This is a genomic window from Bradyrhizobium sp. S3.12.5, assembly GCF_040548225.1.
Taxonomy (GTDB): Bacteria; Pseudomonadota; Alphaproteobacteria; order Rhizobiales; family Xanthobacteraceae; genus Bradyrhizobium; species Bradyrhizobium cytisi.
The window spans coordinates 249,336-275,032 of the sequence record NZ_JBEPRF010000007.1 but is presented as its reverse complement, the minus strand read 5'-3'; the positions used below and the strand labels follow the sequence as shown (position 1 = coordinate 275,032).

General features: G+C 64.1%; 20 protein-coding genes. 7 read left to right on the top strand and 13 right to left on the bottom strand.

Translation table 11 applies throughout. From position 1 onward, the window contains the following. Positions 1-11: 11 nt before the first annotated feature. On the bottom strand, positions 12-833 hold the full coding sequence (locus ABIC09_RS12710) for an NAD-dependent epimerase/dehydratase family protein (protein WP_148748981.1): 822 nt from the start codon (positions 831-833) through the stop codon (positions 12-14). 89 nt (positions 834-922) lie between these two features. Here ABIC09_RS12710 and ABIC09_RS12705 point away from each other — a divergent pair, with 89 nt between their 5' ends. Then, the gene (locus ABIC09_RS12705) at positions 923-1,900 is read left to right on the top strand and encodes an SMP-30/gluconolactonase/LRE family protein (RefSeq protein WP_354109460.1); all 978 of its coding nucleotides are present in this window, start codon (positions 923-925) and stop codon (positions 1,898-1,900) included. A gap of 176 nt (positions 1,901-2,076) precedes the next feature. On the opposite strand, the gene ABIC09_RS12700 is transcribed toward ABIC09_RS12705, so the two are convergent. Then, a complete protein-coding gene (locus ABIC09_RS12700; protein ID WP_148748983.1) occupies positions 2,077-3,507 on the bottom strand; it encodes an aldehyde dehydrogenase family protein in 1,431 nt (476 codons plus the stop codon). 274 nt (positions 3,508-3,781) lie between these two features. After that, positions 3,782-6,145 (bottom strand): thiamine pyrophosphate-binding protein, encoded by a 2,364-nt coding sequence (locus tag ABIC09_RS12695; protein WP_354109459.1) that lies wholly within the window; start codon positions 6,143-6,145, stop codon positions 3,782-3,784. A gap of 135 nt (positions 6,146-6,280) precedes the next feature. On the opposite strand from ABIC09_RS12695, the gene ABIC09_RS12690 reads away from it, so the two are divergent. Both ABIC09_RS12690 and ppk2 read left to right on the top strand, forming a co-directional pair. After that, positions 6,281-6,742: an Lrp/AsnC family transcriptional regulator gene (locus ABIC09_RS12690; protein ID WP_354084329.1), complete on the top strand. Its 462-nt coding sequence runs from the start codon at positions 6,281-6,283 to the stop codon at positions 6,740-6,742. Between the two features lie 90 nt (positions 6,743-6,832). Next, complete coding sequence (gene ppk2 / locus ABIC09_RS12685; RefSeq protein WP_187434594.1) at positions 6,833-7,753, top strand: polyphosphate kinase 2; 921 nt, start codon at positions 6,833-6,835, stop codon at positions 7,751-7,753. Positions 7,754-7,944: 191 nt separating this feature from the next. On the opposite strand, the gene ABIC09_RS12680 is transcribed toward ppk2, so the two are convergent. The 7 genes from ABIC09_RS12680 to ABIC09_RS12650 form a co-directional block, all read right to left on the bottom strand. Further along, positions 7,945-8,940 (bottom strand): zinc-binding dehydrogenase, encoded by a 996-nt coding sequence (locus tag ABIC09_RS12680; protein WP_354109458.1) that lies wholly within the window; start codon positions 8,938-8,940, stop codon positions 7,945-7,947. Between the two features lie 60 nt (positions 8,941-9,000). Further along, on the bottom strand, positions 9,001-9,942 hold the full coding sequence (locus ABIC09_RS12675) for a DMT family transporter (RefSeq protein ID WP_354109503.1): 942 nt from the start codon (positions 9,940-9,942) through the stop codon (positions 9,001-9,003). 188 nt (positions 9,943-10,130) lie between these two features. After that, entirely contained in the window at positions 10,131-10,970 is an 840-nt protein-coding gene (locus tag ABIC09_RS12670; RefSeq protein ID WP_148748989.1) for an aldo/keto reductase, read from the bottom strand. 264 nt (positions 10,971-11,234) lie between these two features. Beyond that, positions 11,235-13,940, bottom strand: coding sequence for a molybdopterin-dependent oxidoreductase (locus ABIC09_RS12665; protein WP_354109457.1), 2,706 nt, complete (start codon positions 13,938-13,940; stop codon positions 11,235-11,237). 15 nt (positions 13,941-13,955) lie between these two features. Further along, entirely contained in the window at positions 13,956-15,173 is a 1,218-nt protein-coding gene (locus ABIC09_RS12660; protein ID WP_354109456.1) for an NAD(P)/FAD-dependent oxidoreductase, read from the bottom strand. 10 nt (positions 15,174-15,183) lie between these two features. Further along, positions 15,184-15,612, bottom strand: coding sequence for a globin family protein (locus ABIC09_RS12655; RefSeq protein WP_354031699.1), 429 nt, complete (start codon positions 15,610-15,612; stop codon positions 15,184-15,186). A gap of 123 nt (positions 15,613-15,735) precedes the next feature. Then, positions 15,736-17,118 (bottom strand): MFS transporter, encoded by a 1,383-nt coding sequence (locus ABIC09_RS12650; protein ID WP_148748994.1) that lies wholly within the window; start codon positions 17,116-17,118, stop codon positions 15,736-15,738. 691 nt (positions 17,119-17,809) lie between these two features. Here ABIC09_RS12650 and ABIC09_RS12645 point away from each other — a divergent pair. Both ABIC09_RS12645 and ABIC09_RS12640 read left to right on the top strand, forming a co-directional pair. Beyond that, positions 17,810-18,649: a formate/nitrite transporter family protein gene (locus tag ABIC09_RS12645; RefSeq protein ID WP_148748995.1), complete on the top strand. Its 840-nt coding sequence runs from the start codon at positions 17,810-17,812 to the stop codon at positions 18,647-18,649. Positions 18,650-18,708: 59 nt separating this feature from the next. Next, positions 18,709-20,436 carry a bifunctional protein-serine/threonine kinase/phosphatase gene (locus tag ABIC09_RS12640; protein ID WP_354109455.1) on the top strand — a complete coding sequence of 576 codons (1,728 nt, stop codon included), beginning with the start codon at positions 18,709-18,711 and terminating at the stop codon, positions 20,434-20,436. 35 nt (positions 20,437-20,471) lie between these two features. On the opposite strand, the gene ABIC09_RS12635 is transcribed toward ABIC09_RS12640, so the two are convergent. Together ABIC09_RS12635 and ABIC09_RS12630 are read right to left on the bottom strand one after the other, a co-directional pair. Next, positions 20,472-21,140 (bottom strand): NAD(P)-dependent oxidoreductase, encoded by a 669-nt coding sequence (locus ABIC09_RS12635; RefSeq protein ID WP_354109454.1) that lies wholly within the window; start codon positions 21,138-21,140, stop codon positions 20,472-20,474. Between the two features lie 75 nt (positions 21,141-21,215). Further along, positions 21,216-22,085 (bottom strand): SDR family oxidoreductase, encoded by an 870-nt coding sequence (locus ABIC09_RS12630; protein WP_354109453.1) that lies wholly within the window; start codon positions 22,083-22,085, stop codon positions 21,216-21,218. Positions 22,086-22,188: 103 nt separating this feature from the next. Between ABIC09_RS12630 and ABIC09_RS12625 the strand changes: the two genes are divergently transcribed. Continuing rightward, positions 22,189-23,082, top strand: a complete 894-nt coding sequence (locus ABIC09_RS12625; protein WP_354109452.1) for a LysR family transcriptional regulator — start codon at positions 22,189-22,191, stop codon at positions 23,080-23,082. A 24-nt stretch (positions 23,083-23,106) separates the two neighbouring features. Here the strand turns inward: ABIC09_RS12625 and ABIC09_RS12620 are convergent, their stop codons facing one another. Continuing rightward, complete coding sequence (locus ABIC09_RS12620) at positions 23,107-24,024, bottom strand: intradiol ring-cleavage dioxygenase (RefSeq protein ID WP_354031694.1); 918 nt, start codon at positions 24,022-24,024, stop codon at positions 23,107-23,109. 174 nt (positions 24,025-24,198) lie between these two features. Here ABIC09_RS12620 and ABIC09_RS12615 point away from each other — a divergent pair, with 174 nt between their 5' ends. Further along, the gene (locus ABIC09_RS12615) at positions 24,199-25,473 is read left to right on the top strand and encodes a serine hydrolase domain-containing protein (protein WP_354109451.1); all 1,275 of its coding nucleotides are present in this window, start codon (positions 24,199-24,201) and stop codon (positions 25,471-25,473) included. The last annotated feature ends 224 nt before the right edge of the window (positions 25,474-25,697 follow it).

Below are 25,697 nucleotides of genomic sequence, written 5' to 3'. Positions count from 1 at the left end.
GCCGTTCAAGACTACCGCTTATTCCAATCAATGATCCGGCTCGTGTCGCCGTCGAACTCGTTGCTGCAGAACGCGCCGCCCTGGTAGTGGTCGCCGACCGGATCCGGCTTCAGCTTGGCCTGTTCGGCCATGGCGTGCGCGACATGATCCTCAGAGCGGCCGGTGGGACGATAACCGAATTCGTAGGCGCGGTGGTTGTCCCACCAGGCGCGCTCGTTCAGCGACACGCCGTAAAAAACCTCGAAATGGATGTCGGGATGCTCGAGCCCGATTTGGCAGAGCTGCACCAGGTCTTCCGGCTTCAGCCAGATCGAGATCCGGCGAAGGTCCAGCGGCACGTCACCGAAATTGCCGATGCGGAGGCAAGTCACCTTCAGGCCGTGCTTATCGGCGTAGAGCGCGCCGAGTGCTTCGCCGAACACCTTGCTGACGCCATAGCGGCCGTCCGGGCGCGCGGTGACGTCGGTATCGATCCTGCGGTGGCGCGGATAGAATCCAACGGCATGGTTCGAGGACGCGAACACCACGCGCTTGACGCCCTTGCGATACGCGGCCTCGAACAGATTATAGCCGCCGATGATGTTGGCCTGGAGGATGTCGTCCCACGGGCCCTCGACCGAATAGCCGCCGAAATGGATGATGCCGTCGACGCCCTCGCAGATCGCCTCGACTTGCGCGAGATCGGACAGGTCCGCCGCCTTGAACTGCTCGTTCGCCCCGAGATCGGCGGGCGGGCGGATGTCGGAGAGCAGGAGGTCCGGATAGATCGGGGGCAGAAGTTTCCGCAGGCGCGTTCCGATCCCGCCCGAAGCTCCCGTCATCAAGATGCGCATGTCATTCCTCGTCTTTGGCGACAGATTTGCCGTCACGTGTCTCTAATGATAGCTGGATTGTCCAGAGGGAACGAAACGAGAGAACCGACATGAATGAGGCATCGTCCCACACCGAGGAGCGGTCAGGCTGGCAGCCGGCGACCTATTACCCCGATCCAGCGATAAAAGCACTGGACCCCCGCTTCGAAAAATACTGGTTGAAACTTTCTGCGGTGGAGCGGCTGGCGACCGGCCTGCGCTGGGCCGAGGGCCCGGTCTGGTTCGGCGACGGGCGCTATCTGCTCTGCAGCGACATCCCGAACCAGCGCATCATCAAATGGGAGGAAGAGACCGGCGCGGTGTCGGTATTCCGAAAGCCCTCCAATTTCGCCAACGGCAACACGCGCGACCGCCAGGGACGGCTTGTCACCTGCGAGCACGGCGGCCGCCGCGTGACCCGCACCGAATATGACGGCGAGATCACAGTGCTGATGGAATCGTTTAACGGCAAGCGGCTGAACTCGCCGAACGACGTCGTGGTCAAGTCCGACGGCTCGATCTGGTTCACCGATCCGACCTTCGGCCTGCTCGGCAATTACGAGGGCTACAAGGCGGACTCCGAGATCGACCCGAACGTCTACCGGCTCGATCCCGCGACCCGCAAGGCGAGTGTCGTCGCCGAGGGCGTGCTGGGCCCGAACGGGCTGTGCTTCTCGCCGGACGAGAAGATCCTGTACGTGGTGGAATCGCGCGGGCAACCGAACCGAAAAATCCTCGCCTATGACGTCTCGGCGGATGGCACCACGATCTCCAACAAGCGCGTGCACATCGATGCGGGTCCGGGCACGCCGGACGGCATGCGCTGCGACATCGACGGCAATCTCTGGTGCGGCTGGGGCATGGGCGATCCCGAGCTCGACGGCGTCGTGGTGTTCGCGCCCGACGGCGTCATGATCGGCCGTATCGCGCTGCCCGAGCGCTGCGCCAATCTCTGCTTCGGCGGCCTCAAGCGCAACCGCCTGTTCATGGCCGCGAGCCAGTCGATCTACGCGCTGTATGTGAATACGCAGGGGGCGGTGGGGGGATAGGCTTTCGAACTCTCTCCTCGTCATTGCGAGGAGCCCTTGCGACGAAGCAATCCAGACTGCCTCCGCGGAAGGATTCCTGGATTGCTTCGCTTCGCTCGCAATGACGGAGAGAAACGAAACGAAAAACGCCGGAGCGGTTTCCCGCTCCGGCATCGCATTCATTCAGGCGCTAAAACTTACGCGGCGTTGAAGCCCGCAACCGCCTTCACTTCGAGGAAGTCCTCGAGGCCGTACTTGCCCCACTCGCGGCCGTTGCCCGACTGCTTGTAGCCGCCGAACGGCGCGCTGCGGTCGTTGGGCACGCCCTGAAGGTTGACGTTGCCGGCGCGGATCTGGCGACCGACGCGCTTGGCATCCTCGACTGAAGCGCCCGTGACGTAACCAGCGAGGCCATACGGCGTGTCGTTGGCGATGTGCACGGCGTCGGCTTCGTTCTTGGCGCCGATGATGGTCAGCACCGGTCCGAAGATTTCTTCACGGGCGATCGTCATCTCGGGGGTGACGTCGGCGAAGATGGTCGGGCGGACGTAGAACCCCTTGTTGACGCCTTCGGGCAGGCCCGGGCCGCCGGCCACGAGCGTTGCGCCCTCGTCGATGCCCTTCTTGATGAGGCCCTGGATCTTGTCCCACTGGCCGCGGTTGACGACCGGACCAATGGTGGTGCCTTCGGCGCGGGGATCACCGGCCTTGGTCTTGTCGGCGACAGCCTTCGCGATCGCGGCGACCTCCTTCATCTTCGACAGCGGCACGATCATGCGCGAGGGCGCGTTGCAGGACTGGCCGGAGTTGTTGAACATGTGCATCACGCCGCCGGTCACCGCCTTCTGCAGGTCGGCGCCTTCGAGGATGACGTTCGGCGACTTGCCGCCCAGCTCCTGGCTGACGCGCTTCACGGTCGGCGCCGCGCGCTTGGCGACGTCGATGCCGGCGCGGGTCGAGCCGGTGAAGGAGATCATGTCGATGTCGGGATGCTCGCTCATGGCGGCGCCGACCTCGGGGCCGAGGCCGTTGACGAGGTTGAACACGCCCTTCGGCACGCCGGCTTCATGGAGGATTTCCGCGAAGATCAGCGCCGAGGTGGGCGTGAACTCCGACGGCTTCAGGATCATGGTGCAGCCGGCGGCGAGCGCAGGGGCGACCTTGCAGGCGATCTGGTTGAGCGGCCAGTTCCAGGGCGTGATCATGCCGACCACCCCGACCGGCTCGCGCAGCACCATGGCGGTGCCGACCGGCTCCTCGAAATGATAGTTCTTGAGCACGTCGAGCGTGGTCATGAGATGGCCGAGGCCGGCGCCGGCCTGGAGTTTTTCAGCCATCGGCAGCGGCGCGCCCATCTCGTCGGAGACGGCGGCCCCGATCTCCTTGAGACGGCCCTTGTAGACCTCGATGACCTTCGTGAGCAGCGCGACGCGCTCATCGCGGCTGGTCTGGGAGAAGGTTGCAAAGGCGCGCTTGGCGGCGGCGACTGCCTTGTCCACGTCAGCCTTGGAGCCCAGCGCAACCTCGTACATCGCCTCTTCCGTCGCCGGATTGACGACCGGGGTGGACTTCTTGACGGCGGGATCGACCCAGGCGCCGTCGATGTAGAATTGCATGCGATTGACCATCGTTAACCTCTTCTTGGGGCTTGGAGGGGGCGTTTCGGCAGGCATCCTTGCACGAAAGCGCCGGCAATTGAACCCGCCATATGCGGGGCCAGCGTTGCGGCGGACGGAGGTTATATGAGCCGATGGCGGGAACGTGGCAAGGCTCCCTCAGATGTCATTCCGGGGCGCGACAAAGTCGTGAGCCCGGAATCCATTGCACCACCTGAACTGAGGCGCAATGGATTCCGGGCTCGACGCTACGCGTCGCCCCGGAATGACAACCAGGTTACGTCGACTACACCGCCATTTTACGATGTAGCACCGGCGCGCCGGTGGTGAGGCTTTCCGCCGCATCGATGATCGCATTCGCATCGATGCCATAGTGCCGATAAAGGTCCGCGATGGTGCCGGTCTGCCCGAACTGCTCGACGCCGAGCGCCTCGACGCGGTGGCCGCGGACGCTGCCGAGCCAGCCGAGCGCCGACGGATGGCCGTCGATCACAGTCACGATGCCGCAATCGCGCGGCAGTGGCGCCAGCAGTTTTTCGATATGGCTGAGGTGCTGCACGCCGCGCCGGTCGCGCCGCAATTTTCGCGCGGCAGTCCACCCGGAATGCAGGCGATCCGCCGAGGTAATCGCAAGCAGGCCGATGTCGCGCCGGCTCTCGCCGATGAAGCCGGTCGCCTCGATCGCTTCGGGCGCGACCGCGCCGGTATAGGCGATCACGAGTTCGGCATTGGGGCCCGGCTTGCGCAGCCAGTAGGCGCCATCGGTGATGCCCTGCTGCAGCTCCGGCGTCATGATCCGCTGCGCCTGCTCGATCGAGCGCGTCGAGAGCCGCAGGTACACGGAACCGCCCTCACCGGGATCGCGCTGCATGTGCTCAAAGCCCCACCCCATGATCACGGCGAGCTCGTCGACGAAGGCCGGCTCGAACGAGGTGAGCCCATCCTGCGCCATGCCGATCAGCGGCGTCGCAATCGACTGGTGCGCACCGCCCTCCGGCGCGAGCGTGATGCCTGACGGCGTCGCCGCCACCATGAAGCGTGCATCCTGGTAGCAGGCGTAGTTCAGCGCATCGAGACCGCGCTCGATGAAGGGATCGTAGAGCGTGCCGACCGGCAACAGCCGCGCGCCGTTGATCTGGTGCGACAGGCCGAGCGCCGAGAGCATGATGAACAGGTTCATCTCGGCGATGCCGAGCTCGAGATGCTGTCCCTTGGGCGAGAAGTCCCAATTGAAGGTGGACGGAATTTTTTCGCTGCGGAATAAATCCGCCTTCTCACCGCGCGCGAACAGGCCACGCCGGTTCACCCACGGACCGAGATTGGTCGAGACCGTGACATCGGGCGAGGTCGTGACGATCCGTTGTGCTAGCTCGCTGTCGCCGCGCGCGATCTCGTTCAGCACGAGGCCAAAGCCCTGCTGCGTCGACATCTGCGGCGAGGGCTTGAACGCCAGCTGCTGCGGCACCTCGACGACGGGCGCCGTCAGCCGGCGGCCGTCCTTGTTGAACTGCACGCGCGCGAGGAAGGCGTCGAGCTCGGCGGCACTTTGCGTGAGGCCTTCGTACTTGTCCCATTCGTGGCCGGGGCGGATGTTCTGGCTCTCGCGATATTTCTCCATCTGCGCGACCGTCATCAGGCCGGCGTGATTGTCCTTGTGGCCCTGGAACGGCAGGCCGACACCCTTGATGGTGTAGGCGATGAAGCAGACCGGGCGATCGTGATCGATCTGTTCGAACGCCTCCAGCATGCTTGCCATGTCGTGGCCGCCGAGATTCGACATCAGCGCCAAGAGCTCATCGTCGCTGCGCTTGTCGATCAGCTTTGTGATCGGCCCCTGGTCGCCGATCTCGTCATGCAAATGCTTGCGAAAGGACGCGCCGCCCTGGAAGCACAGCGCCGCATAGAGCGCGTTCGGGCAATTGTCGATCCAGCGCTTCAACGCCTCGCCGCCGGGCTCGGCAAAGGCCTCGCGCATCAGGCGACCGTATTTCACGATGACCACGTCCCAGCCGAAATTGCGGAACATGGTCTCGAACTTTTCCCAGAGACCTTCGCGCACCACGGCATCGAGCGACTGGCGGTTGTAGTCGACCACCCACCAGGTGTTGCGCAGGCCGTGCTTCCAGCCTTCGGCCAGGGCCTCGAAGATGTTGCCCTCGTCCATCTCGGCGTCGCCGACCAGCGCGATCATCCGCCCCTCGCGGCGATCCTTCATCCAGCCATGCGCCTTGACGTAGTCCTGCACCAGCGAGGCGAACAGCGTCTGCGCGACGCCGAGGCCGACCGAGCCGGTCGAGAAATCGACGTCGTCGACGTCCTTGGTGCGCGAGGGATAGGACTGCGCGCCCTTGAAGCCGCGAAAATTCTCCAGTTTCTCGCGGCTCTGCCGGCCGAACAGATACTGGATGGCGTGGAACACCGGGCTCGCATGCGGCTTCACCGCGACGCGGTCCTCAGGCCGCAACACGCTAAAATACAGCGCCGACATGATGGTGGCGAGCGAGGCCGAGGAGGCCTGATGTCCGCCGACCTTCAGTCCATCCGTGTTCGACCGGACGTGGTTGGCGTGGTGGATGGTCCATGACGACAACCACAGCGCCTTGCGGGCCAGCGCGGTCAATGTGTCGAGACGGGCGGAATCAACGGGCATGGCAATGCTCCCGGAAAACAGGTCGGAAGATGATACGCCTGCGGGCGGCGCCAAACTTCTCAATTTTTCGCGCCGTACGCCCAAATATTGGGATAATTTACCAATGACAGCCAGCCAAACATAGGTTCCATTCCAATGCCCGAACTCGACGCCATCGACCGCAAAATCCTCAGCTCTCTCCAGACCGACAGCCGACTGACCATGCAGCAGCTTGCCGACAAGGTCGGGCTCTCGGTCTCGCCCTGCCATCGCCGGGTCAAGCTCCTGGAGGAGCGCGGGGTCATCTCGCGCTACATCGCAACCGTCGACCAGAAGGCGCTGGGCCTGCATGTCAGCGTCTTCATCTCGATCAAGCTCGCGCGGCAGAAGGAGGAAGACCTCAACCGCTTTGCCCGCGCAATATCGAAATGGGACGAGGTGCTGGAATGCTATCTGATGACCGGCAACCGCGACTACCTCCTGCGCGTGGTGGCGGCCGACCTTGCCTCCTACGAGATCTTCCTCAAGACCAAGCTAACCCGGCTCGACGGCATCGCCTCGATCGAGTCGAGCTTTGCGCTCAGCCAGGTCAAATATTCGATCGCGCTGCCGGTCTGACGCCCCTGCCGGCCACCGGTGTCACATGGACGCAATAAACCCCGTCGATGGTCGCGGGTGACAGGCATCCTTGGCCCGAGAGAGAGACCCATGACTGCATCCGACCGCACCTCCCAGACCGCCAAGCGCGAGCGCATCATCCAGGAGATGGCCGACGATCTCGACGAGGAGCTGGAGATGGAGCTGGACGACTCCAGGCTCGACGAGTTGCTGGACGAGACCGACGTTCTCAACCCGACGGTCGATCGCCGGCTCTATTTCCGGGAGCTGCTCCGGCTTCAAGCCGAGCTGGTCAAGCTCCAGGACTGGGTGCAGAGCGAGAAGAAGAAGGTCGTCGTGCTGTTCGAAGGCCGCGACTCCGCCGGCAAGGGCGGCGTCATCAAGCGCATCACCCAGCGCCTCAATCCCCGCATCTGCCGCGTCGCGGCGCTTCCGGCGCCGAGCGAGCGCGAGCGCACGCAATGGTATTTCCAGCGCTATGTGTCGCACCTGCCGGCCGGCGGCGAGATGGTGCTGTTCGACCGCAGCTGGTACAACCGCGCCGGCGTCGAACGCGTGATGGGCTTCTGCACCGACGAGCAGTACCAGGAGTTCTTCCAGACGGTGCCGGAGTTCGAACGGATGCTGATCCGCTCCGGCATCATCCTGGTCAAATACTGGTTCTCCATCACTGACGACGAGCAGCAGTTCCGCTTCACCATGCGCATCAAGGATCCCTTGAAGCAGTGGAAGCTGAGCCCGATGGACGTCGAGGCCCGCAGCCGCTGGGAGGCGTACACCAAGGCCAAGGAGACGATGCTGGAGCACACGCATCTGCCGGACTCGCCATGGTGGATCGTCGACGCCGTCGACAAGAAGCGCGCGCGCCTCAACTGCATTGCGCATCTCTTGAGCCAGATCCCCTATCAGGAAGTTGGTCGCGCTCCGGTGGTGCTGCCGCCGCGCGTGCGCAATCCCGACTATCACCGCGGTCCGATCCCGCCGGAGATGTACGTGCCTTCGAAATACTGACGAAGGTCTCGTAGGGTGGGCAAAGCGTAGCGTGCCCACCATTCTTACCACGGACGTGGACGCATGGTGGGCACGGCGCTTTGCGCCCTTGCCCACCCTACGACACCGTTATCGCCACGGCTGCACGATGATCTTGGTGTGCGCCTCGGGATTGGCGAGATCGGCGAACGCCTTGGCGACGCCGTCGATGGCTACCCCGCCGTCACCATCGCCGCGGCATCCACCTGCCCTTCGGCGATCAGGCGCAGCGACCCCGAAAACTCCTCCGGCGTGTAGCCGAGCACGTACTGGACGTTGAGCTCCTTCATGATGCCGAGCATAGGCTCGCATCTGTCGCTCTCCATGCAGACGCCGACCACGACGATCCTGGCATCGCGCGGCGCGCCTTCGAACACCTGCTGCAGCAGGCCGGGCACACCGACGCATTCGAAGATGACCGCGGGCTTCAGCGCCGGCAGCATGGCCTGGAGCGGCGGCCGCGCCGCCTTCTCCGCCTCCGACATCTGCGCGTGCTCGGCCCAGGTCGCATAGGGCTGCGACGTCAGGGGATCGACGACGATATCGGCGCCGAGCTGAGCTGCAAGCGCGCGCCGCGCCGGCGAATAATCGGCCGCGACGATCGGATGCAGCCCCTTGATCTTCAGAGCTGCGATCACCGCGAGCCCGACCGGCCCGCAGCCGATCACGAGCGGCACTTCGCCGCCACTGATATTGGCTTTTGCGACGGCGTGAACGCCGACCGCGAGCGGCTCGGTCAACGCGGCATGTTCCGGCGCAAGGCCGTTCGGCACCTCCAGCAGCAACGGCTCGCTGAGCAGCATCGCTTCCGCATAGCCGCCGACAAAGTCGTTGGAATAGCCGATGCCCTTGATGCCTTCCGGCGTCAGCAGGGCGGGCAGCGAGCACACATGCGTGCCGGGCTTGAGCTTGCGCGCGGTGCCGGGGCCATAGTCGACGATCTCGCAGCAGAACTCGTGGCCAAAGACGACATCGCGCGACAGATCCATCGGCGTTCGCCCGGTCTTCTTCGCCATCTCCACCATCCGCGGCGCGTGCTGGCGCGCGTGCAGGTCGGAGCCGCAGATGCCGCAGGCAAGCGTCTTGACCAGCACCTGGCCGGGGCCGGGCTTCGGTTCGGCCATCCGGTCGACGACAATCTCACCATTCCTGAAAATCGCAGCGCGCATCCGGCTCCTCCCTGTTCGTTGGAGCCGTTGATAGCACGAAGCAGGACGTGTGAACTTGCGTCAGGGGTTCGGGGAACGCTCTTCCAGCACCAGCAGCTGGGCGCGGCGGATGCGTTCGCGATGGGCGATGTAGAGACCGCTGGCGACGATGAAGGCCGCGCCGGTGACGGTCCAGACATCAGGCAGCTCGCCGAACAGGAAGAAGCCCAGAATGCTGACCCACAGCAGCTGCGTGTAGGAGAACGGCGCCAGCACCGAGGCATCGCCATAACGATAGGCGAGCACGACGATCCACTGGCCGATCGTTGAGGCAAGACCGATCACGATGCCGAGCCCGATGCCCGTCCAGGTCGGCGTGACCCAGACGAACGGCACCATGATGCTGAGGATCGCAACGCCGGTGAGAGCCGAATACGCCATCGTGGTGAGCACGGCTTCCCGCCCGCTCATCAAGCGCGTCATGATCAGCGCGGCAGCCCAGCAGAACGCCGAGACGATCGGGAAGAACGCAGCGATGTGGAACGCGCTCGAGCCCGGCCGCAGGATGATCATCACACCGATCAGCCCGATCGCGGTCGCGATCCAGCGACGCATGCCGACCTTCTCGCTGAGGAAGATGATCGACAGCGCGGTGACGAACAGCGGCGAGACGAAGCCGGTGGCCGAGGCTTCTGCGATGGGGAGGAAACGCAAGCCGGTGATGAAGAACAGCGAGGAGCCGAGCAGCACGACGCCGCGCATCAATTGCAGCCCGAGACGTTCGGTGCGCATCGCATGTAGTGGCGAGCCCGGCAGCATCACCGGCGTGAACATCAACGCGAAGGTGACGAAGCGGATCCAGGTGATCTCGATCGACGGCAGGCTCGTCGAGAGATATTTCGCGGTGACGTCGGAGCAGCCGAGAAACACCGTCGACAGCAACACCAGCGCGATGCCCTTGAAGGGATGATCGACGCGCGCAGGCGCGCGGCGCGTCTGCTGCTTCTTCTCCGGCACGGGCATGGAAATACTGTCGAGCCTTGCGGCTGCGGCGGGCGGCGGTGTCACGGCTGGAACCTGGGAAAACGACGATTCGGGAACGGTCGTAAAAAACGACAAATGCGCCGCTTTCACAACTTCCGAAAACAGGATGCCGATATGCGCTCACGTCCGCGCGTGTCAATACTCCATTAATAATAGGCTTTTGTGCACTACAGCATAGGCAGGCCATGTGGCTTCGGACCGCGCGGAAACGCCGCATCCAGCGCTGAAATCTCCTCTTTCGTCAGCACGAGATCGCCAGCGGCCGCATTTTCGCTGGCGTGTTCCGCGGACGACGCCTTGGGAATCGCGAACACCGTAGTCGCACGGGTGAGGAAGCTCAGCGCGACCTGACGCGGCGTCGCGCGACGCGCCGCCGCGATGCGCGCGAGCACGGCGCCGCCCTTGCTGCGCTCATCGGGAAAATCATCGTGTCCGAACGGCGAATAGGCGACGACCGCGACGCCATGCCGCTCGCACCACGGGATCACCGCGTGCTCGATCGCGCGCTCCTTGAGATGATAGAGCACCTGATTGCAGGCGATCTTGCCTTCGCCGGAAACGTCGAGGATCTCGTCGAGATCGGCGGCGTCGAAATTGGAGACGCCCCAGGACTTGATCTTGCCGGCCTTCACCAGTTCCTCGAACGCGGCGACGGTGTCTTCAAGGTCATACGAGCCACGCCAGTGCAGCAGATAGCAATCGAGACGGTCCGTCTTCAGCCGCTTCAGCGAGCGCTCGCAAGCGGTGATGGTGCCGCGACGCGAGGCGTTGCTCGGCAGCACCTTCGACACGAGGAACACGTCATCCCGGCGGCCCGCGATCGCATCGGCAATGACGAGCTCGGCATCGCCATACATCTCCGCGGTGTCGATATGGGTCATGCCGAGATCGAGCCCGCGTTGCAGCGCCGCGACCGCACGTTTGCGATCGCCATGGTCGAGATACCAGGTGCCCTGCCCGATCACGGAGACATTGGCGCCGGTCCTGCCGAAGGGTTTTGCGTTCATGTTCGTCTCCGATGCCGATCTCTCGTCCAAGCAACTACCACGGAGCTCAAGAGTTCAGTTCACTGACGACAGCAAGGTGTTGGACGGCAGGCACGATAGGGCACAACGGCGCGGCCGTCGATTGCTGCGGATGTCATCGCAAAAATTCGTGTACAGCTGCATCAACACCGTCATTGCAAGCGCAACGAAGCAATCCAGAATCCCTCCGCGGGAAGACCCTGGATTGCTTCGCTGTGCTCGCAATGACGATGGAAAGAGCGCCGTCTACCCCGCCGCGCCCGCGACCTTTACCTGCTTCGCCGGGGCCACCTCGGTCGTCGCAATCAGCCGCTTCAGCTCGGGGATGCAGGAGCCGCAATTGGTGCCGGCCTTGAGCTTGGCGCCGATCTCGGCGGCGGTGCGGGCACCGCTCGCGATGGTGTCGCAGATGGTGCCGCGGCCGACGCCGAAGCAGGCGCAGACGATCGGGCCGGTCGCCGCGGCTCCTTCGCTGGATTTGCCTGATAGCAGCATGCGGCGCTGATCGTCGGTGACATGATCGGCCGCGAAAACGCTCTTCACCACCTCCCAGTCGCCGGCATCATGCGCGGGGCCGACGAACAGGCAGGCCTCGATGCGATCGCCCGCGAACGAGGCCGCGCGGTAGACGCCGCCGCCGAAATCGCGGTACTCGGCCACGTCGTCACCGGCGAGGCCATCGAGCCAGGCCGGCCAGCGCGACAGATCCGCATTGTCGGCGAAGAGATAGCCGAAGCCGCCGGCGACGGTCGCGCGGGTCCACAACAGATTCGGCGGCAGATCGAGCTGCTTGCGCGACAGCACAAAGCCGCGGAAGACGTATTCATACGGCGCGATCGCAGCCGGCGTCGCCTTCGACTCCGGCTGTCCGGAGAACGGATCGGTGAACGGCGCGACCAGCGCACCGACGCGGCCGTGCGAGGCATTCATCGCGCTCCAGTGGATCGGCGCGAACAGCGTGCCGCGCTGCTGCCGCTCGCTGACGACGGCCTTCAAGATGCACTGGCCGTAATCGGTGGCGATGCGGGTATAGCCGTCATGGACGATGCCGTATTTGTTGGCGTCGTCGGGATGGATCTCGACGAAGGGCTCAGGCAGATGCGCGCCGAGCCGCTTGCTCAGCCCCGTGCGCGTCATGGTGTGCCACTGGTCGCGGATGCGTCCCGTGTTGAGCCGCAGGGGACGCGACGGTCCTGTCTCGCTGCGCAGTGCCGGCACCTCCGGCGCGACGAAGCGGCCCTTGCCGTCATTGGTGAAGAAGCCGCCAGTCGCGAAGAAGCGCTCGCCCGGCGCCTCGCCCTCGCGCGCCGGCCATTGCACGGGCTTCAAGGCGTCGAAGTCCTCGTCGGACAGCGACGTCAGCGCGCCGATGTCGAAATCGCGGCTGCCGTTGTTCTCGAACGCCGAGAGCGCGGCATGCTCGCGGAAAATCTCGGCGGCGGATTTGTAATTGAATCCGTCGCCGAAGCCGAGGCGTTTTGCGGTCTCGCTGAGGATCCACCAATCGGGGCGCGCCTCGCCGGGTGCGGGGAGGAACGAGCGCTGGCGGGAGATGCGGCGCTCGGAATTGGTCACCGTGCCCGACTTCTCGCCCCAGGCCAGTGCCGGCAGCAGCACGTGCGGGCCGGCCTCGACCGTGTCGTTGGAGAGCACGTTCTCGGACACCACGAACAGCTCGAGCTTCTTCAGCGCCTCGCGCACGAGATCCGCATCGGGCAGCGACACCGCGGGATTGGTGCCCATCACCCAGAGCGCCTTGACCTCGCCGCGGTTGATCGCCTCGAACAGCTGCACCGCCTTCAGCCCTTCATGGGTGGCGATGCGCGGCGCTTTCCAGAACCGCCTGACACGGTCGATGTCGGGCGGCGTGAAGTTCATGTGCGCCGCGAGCTGGTTGGCGAGGCCGCCGACCTCGCGGCCGCCCATCGCGTTGGGCTGGCCGGTGAGCGAGAACGGCGAAGCACCGAGCTTGCCGATGCGCCCCGTCGCGAGATGGCAATTCAGGATCGCGTTGACCTTGTCGGTGCCCTGCGCCGACTGGTTGACGCCCTGCGAATAGAGCGTGACGACGCGCTCGGTGTCGCGAAACATCCTGAAGAACGCGGCGACGTCCTGCTCCGAAAGGCCGGTCGCCAGCGCGGTCGCGGTGACGCTGCCGGCGATGCTGCGCGCGCGCGTCAGCGCATCATCAAGGCCCGACGTGTTCCGAGCGATATACTCCTGATCCAGTGCGCCGCTGTCGGCGAGATGGACGAACAGGCCCGAGAACAGCGCGGTGTCGGTGCCGGGCTTGAGGCCGAGGAACAGATCGACGTCGCTCGCGGTATCGGTGCGGCGCGGATCAATCACAATCATGCGCGCGCCGCGCTCCTGCCGGTTCTTCACCATGCGCTGGAACAGCACCGGGTGGCACCAGGCCGCATTCGAGCCGACAAAGACGAGCAGATCGGCCTGGTCGAGATCCTCGTAGCAGCCGGGCACGGTGTCGGCGCCGAAGGCACGGCGGTGGCCGGCGACCGAGGACGACATGCAGAGCCGCGAATTGGTGTCGACATTGGCGGTGCCGACAAAGCCCTTCATCAGCTTGTTGGCGACGTAATAATCCTCGGTGAGGAGCTGGCCCGAAAGATAGAACGCGACCGCATCGGCACCGTCGCGCGCGACGATGTGCTGCATCCGATGGGCGACGTGATCGAGCGCATCGCTCCAGGCAACGCGCTCCAGCACGCCCTTGCAGCGGATCATCGGATACAGCAGCCGGCTCTCGAGTCCGACGGTCTCGCCGAGCGCAGAGCCTTTCGAGCACAGCCGGCCGAAACTCGCGGGATGATCGGGATCACCCGCAATCGCAGCGCCACCCGCGCCGTCGGGCGTTGCGAGCACGCCGCAGCCGACGCCGCAATAGGGACAGGTCGTCTTGGTGGTGCGGAGGCTGGGGTCGATCGCCGTCATGTCAAGCCGTCTCCTTCACGCCGCCTTGGACGGAAACGCGAGCGCGCGGCCGAACATCATGTCCGCGCGAATCCCGGCGATCTTCTCGCGAGTGCGGATCAGCTCGAGATACCAGAGCGCATCCGTGGTATCGCCGATCAGGACGGCGCCGGTGAGGCATCCGTCGGCAATGACAAGCTTCTTGTAGGTACCGCGCCTGCGGTCGGTCAGCACGAGGCTCTCGCTGCCCTCGCCGCCCATGAAGTCGCCGGCGGAAAACACGCTGACGCCGGAGACCTTGAGGTTGGTCGAGACCACGCTGCCCTGATAGGCGGCGGGTTGGCCGCCGAGATGCCGCGCCAAGACGCGCGCCTGCTCATAAGCCGGCTCGACCAGGCCGTAGCAGGTGCCGCGATGCTCCGCGCACTCGCCGAGCGCGTAAATGTCGGGCGATGCGGTTTGCATCTCGTCATTGACGACGACGCCGCGGTTGACCGCGATGCCGGCCTCCTTGGCCAGCGCAATGTTGGGCCTGATGCCGGCGGCGAAGATCACGGCGTCGGCCTCGATGCGGCTACCGTCGGCAAGCTCGACGGCCTCGACATGGCGCTCGCCATGGATGCGGGCGGTCGAGGCATTGAGCATAATGTGGATGCCCTTGCGCTCGACCAGCGTCTTGAGCAGATCGGCGGCCGGCCCATCGAGCTGGCGCTCCATCAGCCGGTCCATCAGATGGAGAAGCGTCACGGGCGCGCCGGCCTTCGCAAGGCCGTAGGCTGCCTCAAGCCCGAGCAGGCCGCCGCCGACCACTACGACGCGCTTCTTCGCGGCCGCCAGCGTCAGCAACAGGTCGACATCGCGCGTGTCGCGAAAGGTATGGACACCGGCGAGATCGGCGCCCGGCACGTTGAGCCGCAGCGGCGTCGATCCCGTGGCGAGCACAAGCTTGGAATATTCCATGCTCTCTTCGCCGGCGATCTTGAGCTCGCGGCGGCCAGTGTCGATCTCGGTGACGCGATAGCCATAGCGCACGGTGACACCGCGATGGCGCCACCAGTCCGCCGGGCGGAGCTCAATCTCGTGCGAGCCGGTCTCGCCGGCCAGCACGGAGGAGAGCAGCACGCGATTGTAAGCGAGCCGCGGCTCATCGCCGATAACGGCAACCGCGTAGCGGCCGAGCGCAGTCTTGGCGAGTTCATCGACCAGACGCGCGGCCGCCATACCGTTACCGACGATGACCAGCGGTTCACTCACAAGGCATCTCCTATTCGGCGGCCTGCGACTGTGCGCCGTAGGCTTCGGAAATCATGTAGCCGGACAGCACGCCATAGGCGTCGGTCCAGGCGGTTGCGAGTTCGCCCGTCCAGGCCTCGGCGAGGCCCTTCTCCAGGGTCCAGAGCAAGGTCGCGCCGACCACGGGATAGTGCTCGGCCTTGGCGCCATAGGCGACGTGACGCTTGGCGAGCGCCGAGGCCGCGGGAAGAATCGTCTCGAGATTCGACAGGCCGCTGACGACAGCAGCCAGCATGCCCATCAGCTTCTTGCGCTGCTCGGTCATGTCCTCGGGAAACATCGCACGCACGGACGGCGCCACTTCGAACAAGCGGTCGTAGAACAGCTGCGAAGCTGCTTCGGAAATCGGCGCGACCTTGGAAAAGCTTTGCTGCACGAGGGCGATCTGCTGAGGTGTCATGATGGTTTCCTGTCTGTTTCGGTCTGCCTTTGTCCGCGCCGTTGCGGAGAAAGTTCATGGATCAAACGTCATCAGAGCGGCTTCTCCCCGCGTGCGGGGAGAAGCGAGTTTCGTGACGCGCGATTACACGCGCGCTTCGGCGAGGCTTGGCGCGCCTTCCGCCTGCGGGCTACGACGCAGGTAGAACCACCAGGTCATTCCGAGGCAGATCGCATAGAACGCGAGGAAGATGGCGAGCGCGACCTGCGGTCCGCCCGTCATCGCGATCGACTTGCCGAAGCTGCTCGGGATCAGATAACCGCCAACCGCACCGACCGCGCCGATGAAGCCGACAGCCGCACCGCTCTCGATGCTCGCGGTCTTCAGCGCGAGAGCGCGCGCCCCATCGCCCTTGCCGCGCACCTTGAACAGGTTCTCCTCGCGGAAGATCGATGGGATCATGCGATAGGTCGAGCCGTTGCCGATGCCCGTCGTCAGGAACAGGATCAGGAACATCGCGAGGAAGCCGGTGAAGTCCTTCTCTCCGACGAAATACAGCACGCCGATCGTGGCCGCCGCCATCGCGATGAAATTCCAGAAGGTGATGATGGAGCCGCCGACCTTGTCGGCGAGCCAGCCGCCGAACGGACGCGACAACGAGCCGACCAGCGGACCAAGGAACGCGATCGAGATCGTGACCGTGGGAAACTGAGTCTTGATCAGCAGCGGAAACGCGGCGGAGTAGCCGATGAACGAGCCGAACGTCCCGATGTAGATGATGGCCATGATCCAGGTGTGCTTGCGCTTGACGATCGCAAGCTGGTTCTTGATCGACGACTTGGCCGAGGTCAGGTTGTTCATGAAGAACACCGCGCCGATCACCGCGATCGCGATCGGCAGCACCCACATCAGGCCGGCATTCTGGAGATAGACGCCGCCGACCGGCGCTGCCTGGAACAGGTTGATGACGGCGAGCGTCATCAGGATCGGCGTCAGCAGCTGCACGCTGGAGACGCCGATATTGCCGCCGGCCGCGTTCAGGCCGAGTGCCCAACCCTTCATCCGGTCAGGAAAGAAGAAGGAGATGTTGGTCATGCTGGAGGCGAAATTGCCACCACCGAGACCGGCCGTCGACGCGATCAGCAGCATCAGCCAGAACGGCGTTTCGGGCTGACCGACGAAATACGCAAGCGCCAGAGTCGGGATGAACAGCACGGCTGCGCTGAAAATCGTCCAGTTGCGCCCGCCGAACGTGGTGACCGCGAACGTATAAGGAAAGCGCATCAAGGCGCCGATCAGGCCCGGCACAGCCACGAGCTGGAACAGTTCGTCGGTCGAGTAATGGAAGCCCGCCTGCGGCAGCTTGGTCGCGACGATGCTCCAGATCAGCCAGACGGAGAAGCCGATGTGCTCAGCGACGATCGACCAGATCAGATTACGCCGGGCGACGACTTTGCCGCTCGCATTCCAGAACGCCTCATCTTCGGGGCGCCAGTCAGAAATCCACTTCGGATTGCCTTCCTTCATTGGAAAAGTCCCTTTCACTAGGAAGCGGGACACCGACTGACGCGGGGCGCAAAGATGCACGCTCGGGGAAGCCCCCCGTTTTCGGCGGTGTCACGATTTGAATGATTGCTCGGTGACGGCGTCGATGGCGTCGAGACGCTTAATTCAAGCTCCATGCCAAGTCGGCCAGCGCAAGAAAGAAGAATAATTACAAAGCCTTATCTAATTGCTTAAAATATAATCACGCCTATAATTGCATCAAAAATTTGCTGGCCGCTCATTTCTTGAATGCGGATTCGCCCGTTGATTGTGCGTCGCACAAGAGTTGGGCAGGAGCCCGTTTTCGCGCCAGCCCGCCGCGGCGGCGGTCGGACGCGATGTTCTCCAGAAGGGCTATCCCCTTCCAGCACGAGCAAATTTGGGCTCGGAATGCAGCCTGCCGTGCCGGATCATCTGGCACATCGATTGCTTCCACTCTGCCTAGTCAACGATGACTGACAGTGAGCCGGAGCGCGAAGCCACCGAAGGCCACTGGGAAGCCTATTCGCTGGTCCGCCAAGGCGCGGTCATCGTGACGCTATCCCTTGCGCATGTCGATGTCGCTTTCCGGTACGCGCCCCAATCCCACGGGGCGCGAAAGCTCACTGGTCTGACAAAGGCGTCGATCCGGCACGGACCGGGTCGATCATGCACATGAGCAAAGGAGCTGTTGATGTCGTATCTCGCACCTTCGGAATTCGTCACCAAGATGGTGGACGCAGGCGAATCCAAGATCTTCATGTCCACCAGGGATACGGTCATCCGCGCCTACATGGCCGGCGCCATCCTGGCACTCGCCGCCTGGTTCGCCGTCACGATCAACGTCAACACCGGCCAGCCGATCATCGGCGCACTGCTGTTTCCGGTCGGATTCTCGATGCTCTATCTGTTGGGCTTCGACCTTCTGACCGGCGTGTTCGTGCTCGCGCCGCTCGCGCTGATCGACAAGCGGCCGGGGGTCACGCTCGGCGGCGTCTTGCGGAACTGGGGCCTCGTCTTCATCGGCAATTTCGCCGGCGCCCTCACGGTGGCCTTCATGATGGCTTTCGTGACGACGTTCGGATTCACGCAGGACCCGGACAAGGTCGGCGCGGCCATCGGCAATATCGGTGAAGGCCGAACGCTCGGCTACGCGGCACATGGCGCCGCCGGCATGGCGACGCTGTTCATCCGCGGCATGCTCTGCAACTGGATGGTCTCGACCGGCGTCGTGGGCGCGATGATCTCCACGACTGTGCCGGGCAAGGTCATCGCGATGTGGATGCCGATCCTGGTGTTCTTCTACATGGTGTTCGAGCATTCCGTGGTGAACATGTTCCTGTTCCCTTCAGGCCTGATGCTCCATGCCAAGTTCTCGATCATGGACTATTTCATCTGGAACGAGATCCCGACCGTGCTGGGTAACCTCGTGGGCGGCCTCGCCTTCACCGGACTGACGCTGTACGCGACGCATGTGCTGACGAAGCCGAAGCGCGAACCGGGTGCGAAGGCGCAGACCCGCGCCGCGGCCTGATCGTCAACAAAGGGAGCCTCGCCTGATAAGGTGAGGCTCCCTTTGCATTGGTGGCGAGGATGGACCGGGGCTTGCGAATTTCGATCGGGCAGCACTCCGACAGGGGGCGCAAGCCGGTCAATCAGGACTTTCACGGCGCCCTCATCCCGGCGGAGCCGCTGTTAGGCCTGAAGGGGATTGCCGTCGTCCTGGCCGACGGCATCTCGAGCAGCGCGGTGAGCCAGGTGGCGAGCGAATCCGCGGTCAAGAGTTTCCTGACCGACTATTACTGCACGCCCGAGTCCTGGACGGTGAAGACCTCGGCGCGACGCGTGCTGGAAGCCACGAATTCATGGCTCCACGCCGAGACGCGCCGTAGCCAATACGCCTATGATCGCGACAAGGGCTATGTCTGCACCTTCACAGCCATGGTGGTCAAATCGACCATGGCCCATATCTTTCACGTCGGCGATTGCCGGATCTACCGCGTCGCCGGCAAGGCGCTCGAGCAGCTCACCGACGATCACCGCGTCATCGTCTCGTCGGAACAGACCTATCTCGGCCGCGCGCTCGGCATCAACCCGCAAATCGAAATCGACTACCAGGCGCTCCAGATCGAGCAGGGCGACATCTTCCTGCTGGCCACCGACGGTGCCTACGAGTTCGTCGATCATCGCTTCGTCCGGACCGCGCTCGCGACGCACGCGGACGATCTCGATGGAGCGGCGAAATCCATCGTCGAGGAAGCCTATCGGCGCGGCAGCGACGACAACATCACCGTCCAGATCCTGCGCATCGACGAAGTGCCGCCGACCGGCTCATCCGACATTTTTGGCGGCACGGCCGAGCTACCGCCGCCACCGCTGCCGGAGCCGCGGGCGCTGTTTGACGGCTATCGTATCGTCCGCGAGATTCACGCCAGCAGCCGCAGCCACATCTATCTCGCGGTCGACACCGAGACTGAGGAGACGGTCGCGCTGAAGATCCCCTCGATCGATCTTCGCGACGATCCCGCCTATTTGAAGCGGTTCCTGATGGAGGAATGGATCGCGCGACGGATTGACAGCCCGCACGTCCTGAAGCCCCGCTCGCGGTCGAAGCGGCGTAACTATGTCTATGTCGCGACCGAGTTCATCGAGGGGCAGACGCTACGGCAGTGGATGCTGGACAATCCTCGCCCCGACCTCGAGACCGTGCGCGGCATCGTGGACCAGATCGCCGCGGGCCTGCGCGCCTTCCATCGCATGGAAATGCTGCATCAGGATCTGCGACCAGACAACGTCCTGATCGACAGGACCGGCACCGCGAAGATCATCGACTTTGGTGCGGTCAAGGTCGCCGGCGTCGCCGAGGCGGCACCGGACAACACCGAAATCCTCGGCACGGTGCAGTACACAGCGCCAGAATACTTCCTTGGCGAAGGCGGCTCTCCCCGATCGGACATGTTCTCGCTGGCGACCATCTGCTACCAGATGCTGACCGGAGAGCTGCCTTACGGCGCCCAGGTCGGCCGTATCAGAGGACGATCGGACGCGTGGAAGCTCAGATACCGTCCGGCCAGCCATGACGACCGCGCCGTCCCGGTCTGGATCGACGGCGCGCTACGCAAGGCGCTGCATCCGGATCCCAACAAGCGCCACGAGGATGTGTCCGAATTCACCTACGAGCTCAGAATCCCGAACCCCGCCTACCTCAGCACGCGGACCACGCCCCTGATCGAGCGCAATCCGCTTCTGTTCTGGAAACTGACCACGGTGGTCCTGGCCTGCGCCGTCGTCGTCCTGCTCGCCCTGCTGCACGCGCGCTAGCAGGGCCGGTCTGGATCAGGCCGGGTCGGCCGCCTTCACCATGTGACCAACGGAGAACGATGCAGCCAGGCATCAGCGCGCAGCTGGTCCAAGACGAACCTCGCAACGTCTTCTCGCGATATGCCTCCGCCATGGAAGTTGGATAGATCCGTGAGCGCCCGGATCGTATCGCGGCTCGGCTTGTTGTTCAGGACGGAGGGGCGAACCAGAACCCAATCGAGGCCGCTGTCTCTCACGATCGCTTCCTGACGATCCTTGTCGGCGTACACTCTGCGCAGGAGCAGCGGGAAAATCAGCTTGTCGAAAAGAAAACCGCCGTGCCCGACACTGTCACCGGCTCCCATTCCCGTGATGCAGACCAGACGTGAGACTTGCTCGATCTGCATTGCGCTCGTGAGCGCGCGCGTCGCTGTCGAGAGAAGCGTCACCTCTCGGAACGGGCTTGCCGGTGTGCCCAGCGCGCTTACGACGGCGTCACGGCCCTTGAGCGCCTGGCGCAGCACTTTTTCGTCACGGGCGTCTCCGACAATGAGCTTCGCCCCCTTGAGATCACGCGCCTTCTCGGCAGAACGCACGAGCACGGTGACGTCGTACCCTCGCGCCACCGCCTGGCTGACGATCAGACGGCCAGTAGCGCCGGTCGCTCCAAGAACCAGTATCTTCGGTGGGGCAGTCCGGATGTCGTCGGTTTCAGAATTTTGCATGGTAGCTACCTCGAGGCGGGACGCCTGCGCTGGCGATTGCATCCTTGTTGTCGTTGTCGGGTATCGCCCCTGCCCTCAGGCCGACGCCGCGATCTCGGAGGCGAAGTCGCGATAGGAACGCAGGGGACGGCCCAGGAGCGCGGTCAGACGCTCGACGTCGCCAGCGTCGGGAATCATGCCGTCCGTCAGGAATCGCTCGCACATCAGCCGCATGTCGTAGGCCATCCAGCCCGGCATGAACTGTCTGAGATTCTGCTCGAATCTGCCGGCGTCGTCGCCGCCATAGGCGATCGTGCGGCCCAGCACCTCCGACCAGATGGCGGCGATATCCGCGCCGGTCAGCGTGTCCGGACCGACGAGATTGATCCGGTCAAGCGGGAGCGGCCCGGTGGCCCGCTCGCGGCGGATCAGCTCGATGGCTGCGATCTCACCGATGTCGCGCGCATCGATCATGGCGAGCCCCTTGCTACCGATCGGCATCGGATAGACACCATGTCCGAGCACGACGTCCTTGATCGTGAGATCGTTGTTCATGAAGTAGGCCGGCCGCAGGATGGTGGCGTTGAAGCCCATCTGCTCGATCATCCGCTCGACACCGAACTTGCCCGCGAAGTGCGGCACGTTCACGTAGAGATCGCTGTGGATCACTGACAGGTAGACGATCCGCTCGACGCCCGCCTCGCGCGCCAGGTTGAGCGCGATCAGCGCCTGCGTGAATTCATCTGCCACCACTGCGTTGAGCAGGAACAGGGTGGATACGCCTGACAACGCGCCGCGCAAGGAGTCGACATCGAGCAGGTCGCCCTGCGCGACGATGACGCCTGTCGGGAAATTGGCCTTCGCGGGATCGCGGACGAGAGCACGAACATCGGCGCCGCGCTTCACCAGTTGTTCGACAACTTGGCGGCCGACAGTGCCGGTTGCGCCGGTAACGAGGATGGTCATGGGGGTCACTCCGGTTGGGGTCAAAAGACACTCCGGAAACTAGCGATCCACATCTGGCCCGATAGACGCTATATTTAGACCTTCTGTCCCACTGGTGGAACCCATGGACCTCCTCGCCCTCGCTGACTTCAATCTCGTCGCCCGGCACGGAGGGTTCGGACGGGCCGCACGTGCCGCTGGGCGGCCGAAGGCGACCCTGTCCCGCCGGGTCGCGGAACTGGAGAGCAGCCTCGACCTGCGCCTGTTCGAGCGCGGAGCGCGCGCCCTGAAGCTCACCCAGGAAGGACGGGCCCTTTTCGAGCGAACGGGGGCATTGCTCACCGAGCTCGACGAGACGGCGGCAGCGATCGCTTCGGGTGGGGAAAGCCCGCGAGGCAGGTTGCGGATCAGCGCGCCTTTGCTGTTCTCGCAGACTGCGATGGGGAAGCTCGCGGCCAGGTTCGCGCTTAGATGTCCGGAGGTCCGCCTTGAGGTCACGACGGAAGACCGGAGCGTCGACATGGTGGAGGAAGGCTACGACCTGGTCATCCGGGTCAATCCGGATCCGGATGAAAGCCTCGTCGGACGAATCTTTCTGCGCGACCGGCTGGTGATCGTGGCGAGCCCGGAGCTGAAGCGACCGAGGGACTATCTCGCTGTGCCGGCTGTCATGCGCGGAGCGGGCGACCAGCTGACCACCTGGGAAGTGACGGTGCCAACTGGAAGATCGCGCATCGCGGTTGATCCGGTGCTTCGCCTGTCATCGCTCGTCATGGTCCGCGATGCGGTCCGGGCGGGCGTCGGCGCCGCACGCCTTCCCGTGTCACTGGTCAGTCACGACCTCGCCGCCGGCACGCTGGTGCATTGGGGCGACGTCGACGGACCAGAGATCGCGCTGTGGACGCCCTATCCATCGCGCCGGCTCTTGAGCGCGCGCGTATCCGCCTTCCTCGACTTTATGAAGGAGGCCTTTCCGATGGGGACGCCCGACGAGCTGGCGGCCTATATCGGGAGGTGAGAAGCGGCGCGCCCGGCAGGGCCGTCAGGCCGGCTCCGCCGCCTTCGTCCCAAGCGGCTTCGGCGCCATGCCGCCGCCCGGCTTGAGATGGAATTCGTAGGTCATCAGGTGCCACTGTCCGCTTGCCTTGCTGCCGTCGGGCATCTCAAGGTCGTTGCGCGGCTCGACCTTGGCGACGAGGTCGTCCTTGACCCCGAACACCACGTCGGAATCGAGATATTTGTCGCCGTCCATGAAGACGTGGGTGATCAGCGGCTCGTAGCCCTTGGCGTTGACCAGGAAGTGCACATGCGCCGGGCGCATCGGGTGGCGCTTGGTCTGCACGATCATCTCGCCGACCGGCCCATCCGTCGGGATCGGATAGCTGCACGGCAGAATGGTGCGGAAGAAGAAGCGGCCGTCGGCGTCGGTGATGAAACGCGCCCGCGCCGAGGCGCCGACCTCGTCGTAATTCGCCTTCTGTGAATCGTAGAACCCGTCATCGTCGGCATGCCAGACGTCGACGGGGACATTGGCGAGCGGCTCGCCCTTGAGATCGGTGACGCGGCTCTGCACGAACATCCGCTCGCCGGTGAGATTATTCGGCGAGATATCGGTGCCATGAGCGGTGATCTTGTGCTCGCCGACATAGAACGGGCCGAGCACCGTGGTCTCGGTCGCACCATCGCGGTCGCGGTGGTTGACGGCATCGACCAGCATGGAGACGCCGAGCACGTCGGAAAGCAGGATGAACTCCTGACGGGTGTCGGTGCATTTCTGGCCGGTGCGGGTCAGGAAATCGATGGCGTATTCCCATTCCTCGAAAGTGAGACCGGTCTTGCTTACGTAATCGTGCAGCGACTTCATCAATTCCTGGAGCAGGAATTTCGCACGCGGATTCGGTGTCTGGTCAAAGCTCCGGACGACGGCTTCGGTGAGTTCGGTCTCGTTGAACTGGGTCATGATGCGTTTGCCTTGCATTTTTCTCGTTGGGCCCATCAAAAGTCCTTGGGGCTCCCTGGAGGCGTTCCAGACTGGAGCCTACACCAGTCGGTGGGCTTGCGTTAAGCGCGACCCGCTTGGAATGGGGTCCCAATTTCGGCTATTACCTCCTGCAGAAACTGCCCGGAGGAACTGATGCTCGCCCCTACCCCCGCCTCACCCGAATCCGTCGGCATGTCCAAGGCCGCGCTCGACCGCGTCGATGCACACCTGAAGAACCGCTACATCGATGCCGGCCGCTTCCCGGGCACGCATCTGCTGGTCTATCGCCGCGGCAAGGTCGCTCACAGTTCGGTCCAGGGCTTTGCCGATATCGAGCGCAAGGCGCCGGTCAAGGACGACACCATCTACCGCATCTATTCCATGACCAAGCCGCTCACCAGCATCGCCTTCATGATGCTGGTCGAGCAAGGCCTGGTCGCGATCGACGAGCCCGTCGCCAAATACATCCCGGAATGGAAGGATCTCGGCGTGTTCGTCGCCGGCACCTCGCCGGCCTTCCTGACCCGGCCGCCGTCCCGGCCGATGCTGATCGTCGACCTCCTGCGCCACACCTCCGGGCTGACTTACGGCTTCCAGCAGCGCTCCAATGTCGATGCCGCCTATCGCGCCGAGAAGATCGGCGAGGTCGAGAAGTCAGGCACGCTCAAGACCATGATTGAGAGCCTTGCAAAGATCCCGCTGGAGTTCTCGCCGGGCGAGGCCTGGAACTACTCGGTCTCGACCGACGTGCTCGGCTACCTCGTCGGAAAGATCTCGGGCATGCCGTTCGAGCAGTTCCTGAAAACACGCATCCTTGATCCGCTCGGCATGACCGACACCGATTTCCACGTGCCGGCCTCGAAAGCGCATCGTTTCGCCGCCTGCTATTCCGCCGATCCCGGTGGCGGCATGACCTTCCATGCCGGCCAGCGACGCGAGGGCCTGACGCTCCAGGACGATCCGACCAAAAGCTCGTTCCTCTCGCCGCCCTCCTTCATCTCCGGCGGCGGCGGCCTGTGCTCGACGGTCGCCGACTATCTCACCTTCTGCCGCGCGCTGCTCAACGGCGGCGAGCTCGGAGGGGTCAGGCTGATCGGGCCGAAGACACTGGCACTGATGACGACCAATCACATTCCGGGCGGACGTTTCCTGCCGGAGGTCTCGCGCTCGCTGTTCTCCGAGGCAACCTATAATGGCATCGGTTTCGGCCTCGGCTTCGCCGTCACCATGCGCCCGGCGGAGACACTGATCGCCGGCAGCCCCGGCGAATATAATTGGGGCGGCGCGGCCACGACCTCGTTCTGGATCGATCCGGCCGAGGAGCTGATCACGATCTTCATGACGCAGGTGCTGCCGTCGAGTGCCTATCCACTCCGCCGCGAGTTGCGCAGCATGGTCTATGCCGCGATCACCGAGAGCAATCTCTGACCTCCCAACATTTGTTGCAACGGGCTTCGCGCATCATCGCGAAGCCCGCGACATCGCATCGTGTACGCCACGTGCCTGTTGCTCACCGCCATCAGCATGAGTTGAGACGGCGGCGATTGCGCCGCAAAAATCCTGTCTGGCCTGCTCGCCGGATGTGAAAATCATGGCGCAGCGCAAATCCTGCCCGTATGGTTTGACAAAATCATAATCCGGCGTCGCAGCGC